At 34.4% G+C, this 14,627-nt stretch carries 9 protein-coding genes; 7 read left to right on the top strand and 2 right to left on the bottom strand.

The features are described from left to right. Positions 1–76: 76 nt before the first annotated feature. A complete protein-coding gene (locus tag Q1W72_RS03385; RefSeq protein WP_302134830.1) occupies positions 77–1,963 on the bottom strand; it encodes an IS1634 family transposase in 1,887 nt (628 codons plus the stop codon). Positions 1,964–2,410: 447 nt separating this feature from the next. Here Q1W72_RS03385 and Q1W72_RS03380 point away from each other — a divergent pair, with 447 nt between their 5' ends. From Q1W72_RS03380 to Q1W72_RS03350, 7 genes are all read left to right on the top strand, one after another. Next, positions 2,411–4,609: a radical SAM protein gene (locus Q1W72_RS03380; RefSeq protein WP_099715930.1), complete on the top strand. Its 2,199-nt coding sequence runs from the start codon at positions 2,411–2,413 to the stop codon at positions 4,607–4,609. A gap of 100 nt (positions 4,610–4,709) precedes the next feature. Beyond that, positions 4,710–5,195, top strand: coding sequence for an acetyl-CoA carboxylase biotin carboxyl carrier protein subunit (locus Q1W72_RS03375; RefSeq protein WP_099715929.1), 486 nt, complete (start codon positions 4,710–4,712; stop codon positions 5,193–5,195). 90 nt (positions 5,196–5,285) lie between these two features. Further along, positions 5,286–6,725, top strand: coding sequence for an acetyl-CoA carboxylase biotin carboxylase subunit (gene accC, locus Q1W72_RS03370; protein ID WP_302137390.1), 1,440 nt, complete (start codon positions 5,286–5,288; stop codon positions 6,723–6,725). A 51-nt stretch (positions 6,726–6,776) separates the two neighbouring features. After that, positions 6,777–8,318 (top strand): acyl-CoA carboxylase subunit beta, encoded by a 1,542-nt coding sequence (locus tag Q1W72_RS03365; protein WP_302137389.1) that lies wholly within the window; start codon positions 6,777–6,779, stop codon positions 8,316–8,318. 171 nt (positions 8,319–8,489) lie between these two features. Further along, on the top strand, positions 8,490–9,446 hold the full coding sequence (locus Q1W72_RS03360; protein ID WP_302137388.1) for an aldo/keto reductase: 957 nt from the start codon (positions 8,490–8,492) through the stop codon (positions 9,444–9,446). Positions 9,447–9,690: 244 nt separating this feature from the next. Then, positions 9,691–11,802: an ATP-binding protein gene (locus Q1W72_RS03355; protein WP_302137387.1), complete on the top strand. Its 2,112-nt coding sequence runs from the start codon at positions 9,691–9,693 to the stop codon at positions 11,800–11,802. A 252-nt stretch (positions 11,803–12,054) separates the two neighbouring features. Next, positions 12,055–13,407, top strand: coding sequence for an NAD-dependent succinate-semialdehyde dehydrogenase (locus Q1W72_RS03350; RefSeq protein WP_302137386.1), 1,353 nt, complete (start codon positions 12,055–12,057; stop codon positions 13,405–13,407). A 139-nt stretch (positions 13,408–13,546) separates the two neighbouring features. Here Q1W72_RS03350 and Q1W72_RS03345 read toward each other — a convergent pair whose 3' ends face one another. Then, on the bottom strand, positions 13,547–14,026 hold the full coding sequence (locus Q1W72_RS03345; protein ID WP_099715923.1) for a hypothetical protein: 480 nt from the start codon (positions 14,024–14,026) through the stop codon (positions 13,547–13,549). Positions 14,027–14,627: the final 601 nt, after the last annotated feature.

Here is a 14,627-nt window from a genome sequence, read left to right as displayed (position 1 = left end):
GTTTCTTGAGAAAAAACAACAACACATTGGTGAAATAAAATAAACAGCAGTAGGATTTTAACCCAACTTGCAGACTTTAGCTTGTAAACCTTTGTTTAAAAAGGAAATCTTGTTTTAGGATTTCAGATTTGGGGACTACAAATTTTTTCCTGGTAAAGGGACATTTTTTATAGTTTAGGGCTAAGTAAATTTCCTTTAGTTTAGGGCTTGGCTCTGAACATTTCTTAATTTCGATTGTGTTTTCAAGTACATCTTTTATCTCTGTTGTAACTAACTTTTGAGTATTTGCAATTCTCATAATTTCTTGCCAATCGTGATTTATTTTTTTTACTTTTAGTTGATATCTAATCGTATTTACGATCCAATAGGCTAACAATCCAAGGTTTAAATGTGCCATAGTTGACTCATCGTTCTGATGATAAATAGGTCGTAAATCCAAGTCTGTTTTTAACGTTCTAAAAGTACTTTCAATTTCTCGTATGCAATTGTATATTCTCCAAATTGTTTGCTCATCCCTTTCTTTTAGAGACGTTTTTATAAAATAAACGCCATGTTCTTTTTTCTGATTTATTTGACTTTCTTTGACCTCCCATTTCATAGAAGTTACCTTGCTCGTTTTTTGGTCAACCAATAAATCAATTTGGTAATGCTTGGCTATTGAGGGATATTTTTGTTGCAATCGCCCTATTTTTTGATTTATAATTTCTTGCTTTTTTATCCCCGATTTTTTGGCTAATCCATTGGCAAGTTTGGTTAATGTGTCTTCATAAAGGGTTTTAAATTTGCGATTCATTGAACGTTCTTTCATTGCTTTCATGTCGCTTTTCACCTTGAAAACACACTGATTTTGTTCTTCACCTTCAATTTCATTCAGCTCTATTTTCTGATTTTTTTTGTCATAAACTATTGTAGGGATTTCATTTTTTAAGGCATATTTTTTGGGTTTAGTACGGCTTACACATAAATAATCATATCCTTTTTCTGTCACCAATTTCAAGTTTTCGTCAGTGGCAATACCAGCATCCATAATCACCAAAGCCTTTTTTGTGGACTCACTCGTAGCCTCACGAAGGCTATCAATCATATCGGACAAGGTCTTGCAATCGGCCATATTCCCTTGGTAGATATTGGAATATTTCAAAAAGCCTTCTACATTTACAACAGCTGCCAAAACAACTAGTTTGGCATCGGTTCGCTTTTCCTTGCTACGTCCGTACTGAGCTAAATCACTGTTCTTTTTCTGACCTTCAAAATAGGTATTGGTTAGGTCATACAAATAAAATTTATCTTCAATATCAAATAATTCATTGGTCTTTTGAGACAAATATTTTTCCATCTCATCTTTAACTTGATACAAATTTAAGGCAGATTGATATAATTTATCCTTTGTTATTTTTTTGATAGGATAAGCGGTTAATTCACAAATAGCCGAATTTTCTTTTATCCATTTACTGGTTCTGTTTTCGCTCGCGGGATAAACGGCTCTGCTTATAATTTGAGTGAGTGCCAATTGAACTTGTTCTTCCGGCCAATTTTTATCCAATAAAAACTGGTCTATTTTTAGTTGCTTCAATGTTTGCAAACTCATCCATTCACCTCCTAGTTCACGTGCTTCAGTGTGTTTTAGTGTGTTCAAATCTACACTGTGAATGTCTTTTTGGGAAGAATGAGAATTATCTATTTTGTTTGATTTTAGTATTTTGGAATACAATTCATCAATATACTCCCAAAGATGTTCTTGAAAATCATCTTCAAACAAGCTGTTTTTTCCATTGAGTTTTTCAGTCAATTTTTTCTGGATATAATTCAATTCCTCAGCCGTTAAATGGTCTATAAATCCAGCAGTTACAATAGTTCTGTTTCTAACAATATCGTTTTGATCACGAAAACTCTCTACCAATCGGTAGTAGGATTCCATTTTGCCTGTTTCAGGATTTCGACGAAAAGTAGATTTGAAATACATTTAGTAAAAATCGGAAATATCCCCATTAAAGACAAGATTTGCTGGGGACTACAAAACGGAATTTACCTAAAAAACACCTGTTTTGAATACAAAAAATACCAATTTTTAAATAAAAACTTACAGAAATGATTGTTAAAATGATGTAATTAACAATTAATTAACTTTTATCGTCATTCAACCCTGCAAGTTGGGTTAAGCTTCATTGTGGGAATTTTGTACACAAAAGTAAATAAAAAATCAGGGTTTTAGCTTGAAAGATATTAATTTTTGTATGAATTTTATATTTGAAATGGTAAGTGTCAAAATGTAGAAATGACATTGTTTTTCGAGAGATTTAATTCAATTAATTACGTGATTAATTACGCAATTTTACTCGAATAACTGCAAGTTGTTTCTTTTGTTGAAAAACAATAATTATCCCTTATTTTTGCACAAAACTTATTTCTTTTGAAAACCAAATTATTCTTAATTACGCCTCCTTTTACCCAACTGAATACCCCGTATCCGGCAACTGCTTATATCAAAGGGTTTCTGAATACCAAAAATATTGCGTCTGTTCAAGCGGATTTGGGTATCGAAGTGATTTTGAAATTGTTTTCGAAAGAAGGTTTGCAAAGTTTATTTACCGTTGGAAGTTTAGAGTTTAAAGTTGGAGAAATCTCAGACAATTCTAAACGTATTCTCGCTTTACAAGATGAATATCTAAAAACGATCAATCCAGTTATTGCTTTCCTTCAAGGAAAAAATCCAACATTGGCACTTCAAATTTGTCAGGAGGATTTTTTGCCGGAAGCATCCCGATTTGCGCAATTGGAAGAACTCGATTGGGCTTTTGGAACTATGGGAACACAGGACAAAGCAAAGCATTTAGCTACATTGTACCTTGAAGACATCTCTGATTTTATAGTTGAATGTGTTGATGCTAATTTTGGTTTCAGCCGCTATGCAGAACGTTTGGGACGATCTGCGAATTCTTTTGACGAATTGTATGAAGCCTTGCAACAAGAACCAACCTACATTGATAATTTACTTCTTTCGATTCTAAAAGAGAGAATAGAAACTATTCAACCTACATTATTCTTGATTTCGGTTCCGTTTCCAGGGAATTTATATTCGGCTTTTCGTTCCGCCCAATGGGTGAAAAAAAATTATCCTAATATTAAAATTTCAATGGGCGGTGGTTTCCCGAATACCGAATTGCGTTCGCTTTCGGATGCTCGAGTGTTTGAGTTTTTCGATTTCATTACATTGGATGACGGTGAAATGCCAATTGAAGAGTTAATTTCCAATATTGAAAATAAAGATTACAATTCCTATAAAAGAACTTTTCTGTTGGAAGAGGGGAAAGTAGTTTATAAAAATAATTCTCTAAAACACGATTACAAACAATCGCAAGTGGGAACTCCCGATTATTCTGATTTGCTTTTGGATAAATACATTTCGGTTATCGAAATTGTGAATCCAATGCACCGAATGTGGAGTGACGGACGCTGGAATAAACTCACTATGGCGCACGGTTGCTACTGGGGGAAATGTACGTTTTGTGATATTTCTTTGGATTATATAAAAGTATATGAGCCCGTTGCGGCCAATTTATTGTGCGACCGAATGGAGGAAATGATTGCTCAAACGGGCGAGAACGGATTTCATTTTGTTGATGAAGCGGCGCCTCCAGCTTTGATGCGCGCACTCGCACTCGAAATCCTTCGCAGAAAATTAGCAGTGACTTGGTGGACGAACATTCGATTCGAAAAAAGTTTTACTAAAGATTTATGTTTACTTCTAAAAGCATCTGGTTGTATAGCAGTTTCTGGCGGACTCGAAGTGGCTTCCGATAGATTATTAAAACTGATTGACAAAGGCGTAACTGTCGAACAAGTGGCGAAAGTCACCCGAAATTTCACCGAAGCTGGCGTTATGGTTCATGCCTATTTGATGTATGGTTACCCTACGCAAACCATTCAGGAAACCGTGGACAGTCTGGAAATGGTTCGTCAATTATTTGAAGTAGGTGTATTACAATCCGGATTTTGGCATCAGTTTGCGATGACCGCGCATAGTCCTGTTGGCTTGTATCCAGAGAAATTCGGTGTGATAAAAGAAACCGAAGCGATTGGAGCTTTCGCCAATAACGATATTAATTATACCGATTCCACAGGAATCGATCATGATAAGTTCAGTTTTGGACTCAAGAAATCCTTATTCAATTTTATGCACGGAATCTGTTTTGATTATGAGTTGCAGGATTGGTTTGAGTTTAAAATTCCAAAAACTAAAATTTCCCCTGATTTTATTTTTGACGCTTTGCAAGAAGACGATGATTTCAACATCAAGCCTACAGCAAAAATCGTTTGGTTAGGCGGGAAGCCATTTACAGAACATTTTACCAAATCCAAAAAAGGGAATTCTTGGGAAATGATGACTTTGACTTTCCATGATAAAAAAGAAAGTTTCAGTATTCAAACGAATAAAAAGGAAGGGGAATGGTTGGTAGAAATGTTACAGAAAATCTCTGTTTCGAATGCTAAAATTTATAATTATCAAGAAGTTAAAGCTGATTTCGAATCACATCTGGAGGACTTCGAATTGTTTTGGTACTCCAAACCAATTAAAACTCTTAGAGAATTTGGATTATTAGTGTTATAAATTTTTCTACCTAAACTATACCTATTTAGCATAAAACTTAATTTTAGCTTTACGAAAACGTTTTCTTTTACTTATTTTTACGATTCTAAAATAGAAACAAATGAGTATTGGTTATAAAGTTAATGTAAACGACACTTTTCATTTTGATTTGGAAAAGGAAAGTGTTTCACAACTGGATGCAGTTCGTGTGGAAACGAATAAGTTCCATATCTTACACGAAAACACTCCTTATCAAGCGGAAATCATCACTTCTGATTTTCTTCAAAAAAACTACACCGTCAAGGTAAACAACAACACGTATACCGTTGCCATTTCTAATCCTTTGGATATTTTGATTAAGGAAATGGGATTCGAAACGGGACTTACCAAACAAGTCAATTTTATCAAAGCACCTATGCCTGGATTGATTTTAGAAATCAGTGTTGTGGTAGGTCAAACTGTAAAAGAGAATGACAACCTGATTATTTTGGGTGCCATGAAAATGGAAAACAGTTTTCTTTCCCCGCGAGATGGCGTTATCAAAACTATTTCGGTAGTGATGGGAGATGCCGTGGATAAAGGACAGTTGTTAATTGAATTCGAGTAGAGATAAAAGATACAAGATAAAAAGAACCAAGAATTTATATTTCTTTGCTCTTGCAGCGAAGCGGTCTTTATTCTTTTAGTCTTATTAAATATGAAAAAAATATTAGTTGCCAATAGAGGGGAAATCGCCATCAGGGTGATGAAAACCGCACAAAAAATGGGCATTAAAACTGTAGCAGTTTATTCTACTGCCGATAGAAATGCACCGCACGTAAAATTTGCTGATGAAGCCGTTTGGATTGGAGACGCCCCTTCAAGTCAATCCTATTTATTGGGAAGTAAAATCATAGAGGTTGCGAAATCTTTAAACGTAGACGCCATTCATCCCGGTTATGGTTTCCTGAGTGAGAATGCTGATTTTGCTGAAGAAGCAGAGAAAAACAACATTATTTTTATTGGTCCAAAGTCGAAAGCGATAAAAATCATGGGAAGTAAACTAGCGGCCAAAGATGCCGTTAAGCAATACAATATTCCAATGGTTCCCGGTTTTGATGAAGCCATTACTGATGTCGAAAAAGCAAAAGTCATTGCCAAGGAAGTTGGTTTTCCTATACTGATTAAAGCTTCTGCTGGAGGTGGTGGAAAAGGAATGCGTGTGGTAGAAAGTGAAGCTGATTTCGAATCTCAAATGGATCGAGCCATCAGTGAAGCAATTGCTGCTTTTGGAGACGGTTCTGTTTTTATCGAAAAATATGTGGGCTCGCCAAGGCATATCGAAATTCAGGTGATGGCTGACAGTCATGGTAATGTGTTGTATTTATTCGAAAGAGAATGCAGCATCCAGCGTCGTCACCAAAAAGTAATTGAAGAAGCACCTTCTTCCGTTTTAACACCGGAATTACGCAAAAAAATGGGTGAAGCTGCTGTTTTGGTGGCTAAATCCTGTGATTATTTAGGGGCTGGAACCGTTGAGTTTTTATTGGATGAAAATAATAATTTCTACTTCTTGGAAATGAACACGCGTTTGCAGGTTGAACATCCCGTTACAGAATTGATTACTGGAACCGATTTGGTCGAACTGCAAATAAGAGTGGCAAGAGGTGAAGCATTGACAATCAAACAAGAAGATTTGAGAATAAAAGGACACGCGATGGAATTGCGTGTGTATGCTGAAGATCCGATGAATGATTTCTTGCCGAGTGTAGGGCATTTGGACGTATATCAATTACCTGTTGGTGAAGGAATTCGTGTGGATAATGGTTTTGAGCAAGGGATGGATATTCCCATTTATTATGATCCAATGTTAGCCAAATTAATCACTTATGGCGAAACCCGTGAAGAGGCTATTCAAATTATGATAAAGGCTATTGAAGACTATCGTGTGGAAGGTGTGCAGACAACGTTGCCTTTCGGAAAATTTGTTTTTGAACACGAGGCGTTTCGTTCCGGAAAATTTGACACACATTTTGTAAAAAACTATTACAATGCCGATGTGTTGAAAAAACAAATGGAGCAAGAAGCTGAAATCGCTGCTTTGGTAGCGTTGAAACAGTATTTTGAAGATCAAAAAATCGTACGCTTACTACATTAAAATAATGGTTTTAAATAAAATCAGCGAATTAGCGGTTAAAAAAAGAATAGTATGAAAGACAAAATAAGTACATTAAACGATAAAATTGCCGAAGCTCATTTAGGTGGAGGTAAAAATAGAATAGCAAAACAACATTCGAATAAAAAGCTAACGGCAAGAGAGCGTGTTAATTATTTGATGGATGAAGGTTCATTTGAAGAAATTGGGATGCTGGTAACCCACCGTACAACTGATTTTGGAATGGAAACTGAAATGTATTATGGCGATGGAGTTATTACAGGATACGGAACCATAAACGGGCGATTGGTTTATATTTTTGCACAGGATTTTACGGTTTTTGGTGGTTCATTATCCGAAACCCATGCTGAGAAAATCTGTAAAATTATGGATATGGCAGTCAAAATGGGTGCGCCAATGATTGGATTGAATGATTCTGGTGGAGCACGTATTCAGGAAGGTGTTCGTTCTTTGGGCGGTTATGCCGATATTTTTTATAGAAACGTACAAGCTTCGGGAGTAATTCCACAAATCTCTGCTATCATGGGGCCTTGTGCTGGTGGAGCCGTGTATTCTCCAGCCATGACTGATTTTACGATGATGGTTGAAGATACCAGTTATATGTTCGTTACTGGTCCGAATGTGGTAAAAACCGTAACCAATGAAACGGTAACTTCGGAGGAATTGGGTGGTGCGAGCACGCATTCTACTAAATCTGGTGTGGCGCATTGTACCTCGACCAATGATGTGGAATGTCTGGAAGATTTGAAACGCTTGTTGAGTTATTTGCCACAAAGCAATAAAGAAAAAGCACACAATTTACCTTACGAACTAAATGATGAAGTTCGAACCAAATTAGCAACGATAATTCCCGATAATCCCAATAAACCGTATGACATGCACGAGGTGATTGGTGGAATTATTGACGAAGATTCGTTTTTTGAAATTCATAAAAATTATGCCGAAAATATCCTTGTAGGCTTTGCCCGATTGGGAGGAAAAAGCATTGGGATTATAGCGAATCAACCGATGATTTTAGCGGGTTGTCTGGATGTAAACAGTTCGAAAAAAGCGGCGCGATTTACTCGTTTTTGCGATTGTTTTAATATTCCGTTATTGGTTTTGGTAGATGTACCGGGATTTTTACCGGGAACCGATCAAGAGTGGAACGGAATCATTGTTCACGGTGCGAAATTATTGTATGCTTTAAGCGAAGCAACTGTGCCGAGAGTAACCGTAATTACACGTAAAGCTTATGGAGGTGCGTATGATGTAATGAACTCGAAACACATTGGTGCCGACATGAATTTTGCTTGGCCAACTGCCGAAATTGCGGTGATGGGAGCCAAAGGAGCCTCTGAAATTATCTTCAAGAAAGAAATCAACGAAGCCGAAGACCATGAAGCAAAACTCTTGGAAAAAGAAGCGGAATATGCCGATTTGTTTGCGAATCCGTACACAGCAGCACAACGTGGTTTTGTAGATGAGGTAATCTTACCGCAAGACACCAGACGCAAACTGATAAAAGCATTTAGTATGCTCGAAAATAAAGTTAGTGTGACTCCGAATAGAAAACACGGAAATATTCCTTTATAGTATTTTATAAGAATCAAAAAACCACCTGATGAAGGTGGTTTTTTGATTTATTGTAGTTTGTATTTAAAGTTTAAAAAACCGGTAGGTGTTTTTTTTAGTATAATTTGACATTTTGTATCTTTCGCAGCTGACTAAAAAAATTAAACTAGAACTAGATTAAAAAACAACTAAATGAAATACAACAGATGTGGAAAAAGTGGTTTGTTACTGCCACAAATTTCTTTGGGATTATGGCATAACTTCGGTTCAGTGGATAGTTTTGAAAATGGAGAGAACATTGTCAAAGCAGCTTTTGATGAAGGAATTACCCATTTTGATTTGGCTAATAATTACGGTCCGGTTCCGGGTTCAGCAGAAACTAATTTTGGAAAAATCCTAAAGAATAATTTTCAAGGAAACCTACGTGATGAAATCGTGATTACGACGAAAGCCGGTTACACTATGTGGGATGGTCCATATGGCGACTGGGGTTCCCGTAAATATTTGTTGTCGAGTTTAGACCAGAGTTTGAAGCGCATGAATCTGGAATATGTAGATATTTTTTATTCGCATCGTTTTGATCCTGAAACACCTTTGGAGGAAACCATGATGGCTTTGGATTATGCCGTGCGAAGCGGAAAAGCATTGTATGCAGGGATTTCGAATTATAATGCAGAACAAACTAAGGAGGCTACTGAAATCTTGAAACGATTGGGAACGCCTTGCTTGATTCATCAAGTAAAATATTCGATGTTTGTGCGAGAGCCTGAAGCGGGATTACTAGATGTTCTCGAAGAAAAGGGAGTGGGTTGTATTGCTTTCTCACCTTTGGCTCAAGGACTTTTAACGGATAAATACTTGAAAGGGATTCCAGAAAATTCAAGAGCTTTTAATCCAAATGGTCATTTAAAAACAGATGAAGTTTCAGAGGAAAGAATCCAAAAAATCATTCAACTGAATGCTATTGCACAACAAAGAAATCAATCATTGGCACAAATGGCTTTAGCTTGGCTGTTAAAAGATAACCGAATTACTTCTGTTTTGATAGGTGCAAGTTCTGTTGGTCAATTAAAAAATAATATTGACAGTTTACAAAATCTGGTTTTCTCTACAGCCGAATTATTGGAGATTGAGAATATTTTGAGATAGTTAGAAAAGTTTGAACGAAAAGTGAAAATAAATATTTTGTAGAGCCAGAAATCAAGGTTTGATGGTTTTTGTAAAAGTATATCGTTGATAAATAAACCTTTATTGCAATGGACTCCATTGGCTTAAATCGATGGAGTTTTTTTTTATGATAAAAAAGATTAACTTGCGCCAAAGAAAAAAAGTGATATATCTTACAAAAACGGAAACTGTGTTTTGGTTTTTCTTTTATATTTGAGTGTATTCCATGAAGAGATTGATTAATTTAAATACGTATTCTAAACTACTATTGTTGATAATTTCGACAAGTATTTTCTTTTTTCTAATTTACATCTCGCTTTATCTTTATACTGTTCAAGAAGAAAGTCATTTTTACAAAATCACTTATAATCAATACGATAAAGAAGTGAAGTCTTTGTTTAGACTTAATTCCAAAACGCCTACAGCCACTATTATTGATGTTACCTACTGGGACGAGTTAGTCCATTTTACAAATACAAAAGACGAAAAGTGGTATAATAAATATATTTTAAGGGAATTTGAATCGTATGAAGCTGATTACATTGGTATTTATGGTTTAGATCAAAAACTAATCAATAAGACAGTTTCTTCTAAGATTAAAAACTTTGATTTTATCCCAAAAGAGATGATGTCAGTGCTTTATAAATCTAAACTTAAAAGATTTTATATAAAAATTCCAGAAGGTATTGTTGAGGTTTTTGGAGCTACAATTCACCCTTCAAATGATCCTAAAAAGAATAAAACGAAGCCTTCCGGTTATTTTTTTATGGCCAGACTTTTAGACGAATCATTTATGAGTGCTTTAGGGAACATAAGTAGCTCAAAAGTTAATTTAGTTTCAAGCGATTATGTAATTGCAAATGAAGATGATTTTGTTATTGTAGGTTTAGATTTAAAAGATTGGAAAAAAGAAGTTGTAGCCAGATTGCTTTTTAAAAGACCTTTCAATTTAAATTATACGAACACAAAAGAGATTCTTTTTATTGTTGTTCTGGTTTCCTTGATTAACATTTTTGTTTATGTTTATTACACGAAACGATGGGTTTATAATCCATTAAAGCTAATTAAAAGCATTCTTGAAACGGGAAATATAAGTTCCATAAATAGCTTAAAAAGATCTGATGGAGAATTTGGATACATTGGAAACCTATTTGAAGAAAACAGCAACCAGCGGAAACAATTAGAAATTTCCAAGCAAAAAGCAGAAGAAAGCGATACGTTAAAATCATCTTTTTTGGCAAATTTATCGCATGAAATCAGAACACCCATGAATGCCATAATGGGATTCAGTGATTTACTTCATGATGCAAAATTAGAAGAAGAGGAGAGATTAGAATATTTGAAAATTATAAAAAATAGTGGTGGTAACCTGGTTTCAATTATCGAAGACCTTATCGAAATGTCTAAAATTGATGCAAGGCAAATCATGCCTAATTATAAGGGATTAGATATAGAAAAGTGCATTACAGAATTGTATGATTCCATAAAAGTCACGATTCCTAAAGACAAAGAAATTCAATTTTATATTCTTGAAAATCCGGAGAAACTTCAGGGGGATATTCTAACGGATGAAACAAAACTGAAACAGATTATAGTTAATTTAATTACTAATGCGTTAAAGTTTACCGATAGAGGTTTTGTGGCTTTTGGATATTCAATAAACAAAGAAAAAGAAGTTTTAGAATTTAAGATTGAAGATTCAGGAATGGGAATCAGCGAAAGTTATTTAAAAGTAATTTTTGATAGATTTAGAAGAATTGAGGGCGATGGATCGGTTGAATTATCTGGACTAGGATTGGGTTTGTCAATTACAAAAGCTTATGTAGAAATGTTAGGTGGAGAAATAAAGGTAAAATCCACAATTGGACAGGGTTCCGTTTTTTCATTTTCGATACCATTAAAATTTGATCGAACGATAAAAGCTATAAAACCAAAAAAAGTAAAATCTTTTTACAGGAATTATGACAATGAAATTATTTTAGTTGCAGAAGATGATACCATTAATTTCCTGCTGTTGAGAAAAATTATTGAATCAAAAAATCATACAGTTCTAAGAGCTAAAAACGGACAAGAAGCAGTAGATGTTTGTACAGAGAATCCAAACATTACTTTGGTGTTTATGGATATAAAAATGCCTATTTTGGATGGCTATCAAGCTTTCGAAAAAATAAAAGTAATAAAACCAGAACTTCCTGTCGTAGCCCAAACCGCTTATTCCTCATTTGAAGATAGAGAAAAAATGATGCAATTTGGTTTTACGGACTGTATCACAAAACCATTGGATAAAGAAAAAGTATTCGAGCTGCTGGATACTGTTTTTATGGGAATCAATAAATAAAGTTTAGGGTATTTAATTGAATACTTTTGATTGTGCTCTCTTTACTGATTTCTAAAGTTTCTTGAAATTTTTAGAATCTGACTTCTTTCATTCTTGCAATTTTTAAACTTTTCCACCCATTTATAGCTGTAATTTTACTAGATTTAAAACATGACTAAGCATGCATGAATCGTTAATCAATGTTTGAAATGATTTTAAACTGCTGCTTAATTTTCCAAAACTTATATTTCAAAGAATTTAAATTACAAACACATGGTTTTTAAATCGATAAATCCGTTTTCACAACTAATTATAGCCGAACACGAAGTATTGACAAATGCGCAATTGAATCAAAAATTGCAATTATCAGAACGCGCATTTAAAAATTGGAAGCAAACCACATTTGAGCAAAGAGCAGATAGGATGAAAAAGCTAGCTAACATTCTTAGAGAAAAGAAAGAGGAGCTCGGTTTATTGATTACCAATGAGATGGGTAAAGTACTATCAGAAAGTATATCTGAAGTAGAAAAATCAGCTGGTAACTGTGACTTCTATGCCGAAAATGCTGAAAAAATGCTGAAAGATGAATATTATGATACTCCTTTCAAAAGCATGTCGGTTTATGATCCAATGGGAGCTGTTTTTGCAATAATGCCTTGGAATTATCCTTTTTGGCAAGTGTTACGTTATGCTGCTCCGGCAATTATGGCGGGCAATGTGACACTTTTGAAACATGCGCCAAACGTTATTGGTTGTGCCAAAGCTATTGAAAATACTTTTTTAGAAGCTGGTTTTCCTGAAGGTGTTTTTCAACAAATTACGATTGATATTCCTCAGGTCGAAAGTGTAATTGCGGCGGATATTGTGCATGGAGTTACTTTGACCGGAAGTGAAATGGCGGGATCATCTGTGGCTTCATTGGCAGGAAAACATATCAAAAAATCAGTCATGGAATTGGGAGGTTCAGATGCATTTATAGTTTTGAATGATGCAAATCTTGAAAAGGCAGCTACGGTTGCCACACAATCAAGAATGCTAAATGCAGGTCAGGCTTGCATTTGTGCCAAACGATTTATTGTTACAGAGAAAGTAGCGGATCAATTTACAGCGCTTTTCACCCAAAAAATAAAATCATTGCAACAAGGAAATCCATTACAGCAAGGAATTAATATGGGGCCGCTGGCTCGGCTTGATTTAGCGGAGAAATTAGCAAATCAATTGGAAAAATCATTGCAGCAAGGTGCTAAATTAATAGTAGGCGGGGAGCGCGAAGATTGTAATTTTCAACCTACGCTAATAGATTTTGTTGATTCAAATAATATTGCATTTAAGGAAGAAACTTTTGGACCATTAGCAACTGTTATTAGAGCTAAAGATGAGAATGATGCTATAACTATTGCCAATAATCATAGATATGGATTGGCTTCTGCAATTTGGACAGAAGATCGAGAAAATGCATATAGACTGGCAAGGAGAATTGAAGCGGGAAATGTGTTTGTGAATTCATTAGTGCGATCTGATTCCAGGGTTCCTTTTGGAGGCATAAAAAAATCAGGTTATGGCAGAGAATTAGGTGCAATAGGAATCAAAGAATTTATGAATATGAAGTCATTGATTATAGAATAATAGTATTTAGTGCATATTATAAGTAAAGAATCGAGAACAGGAATTGTATTTATAACAAATCTGTTCTCGATTTTTTTATTCACTCGATTCCTATTTATAAAAGTATCAAGTTGTCAATTCATTACTTGATTTAAACTTACTAATAGGTGTAAATAGCTGCTTTTAAATCTTTTGGTTTATTGGAAAGAATCACAATAAATGCAGACCCTTTAAGCGCGGCATTTTGTTTTAATCGTTTTTCACCGTTATCAGAAAACGATAAAGGAGATTCTCCTTTCGTTCCTCCGTAAAAACTTGTAATTATCCCAGATTCTTTCAATCCGATGGTTTGATGTTTTTTTAATACAACAACTTTTTTATAATCTGATTTTCCATTTAGTTGAATTTTTTCAGATATGATTTTAGAATCACTTTTTGACTTTTCATTCAATTGTGCTACCGCGTATTGACTTATTGTCTTTTCTTCGACGCTTTGAGGTAACGTATAGTAAACTAAATTATTTGCTGTTTTAATAAAGTTTATATCCATCGTTTCGCCATCATGTTTGATAATTTGATGGGTTTGTGCAATTAATGAAGTTGTAAATAAAATAGTGAACGCTATAAATAAATTTTTCATGTGTTTAGATAATAGTAAAGGTGTATGTTCCCATTTTTAAATTGGGACATATATTAATAATGTTTTTTTAGTAAAAAATAGGGATTAAACTATCTCTGGCGGAGGAGTGAAATTTTTTAAAGCAAACTCTTTGACTACAAATAAATCGAAAGAGTTAATTCGGGCTTTATTAAAAGAGTAATATTCGAAACAATTAAAAAGTTCAATTGAATCCATGAACAGTAGTTTTAGCTTACTCTCAAAATTGTTTTCTTCGGTGTTATTTTCGGCTAGTTCATAAAAATCATATTGCTTCTCATGAATAAGTATTGAAAGTTTATCACTTACCCAAATAAGGGAAAAAGTGAGGAATACAAGTAAAACGGAAATTTTAAGTGCTAAACGAAACATGGTTTAAAAGTACTAAAAAAGGAATCTGTTCACAATTAAAATTTTCATAAAATTAGTGTTAATAATAGGGTGATTTAGTTTTTTATCACTTTTGATTTAGCCGCTTTTTCAATGTAGTCTAAATTGTGTTTCTAACGATGAAAATTTTATATATAGATGTCTTTGTATAAAAAAATCAGCACATCAAGTCTCTATCCTTAAAATTGATTAT

Source organism: Flavobacterium sp. ZE23DGlu08 (genome assembly GCF_030505335.1).
GTDB lineage: Bacteria > Bacteroidota > Bacteroidia > Flavobacteriales > Flavobacteriaceae > Flavobacterium > Flavobacterium algoritolerans.
Note: the sequence above shows the minus strand (reverse complement) of the source record. Positions and strands in the feature narration are given on the sequence as shown.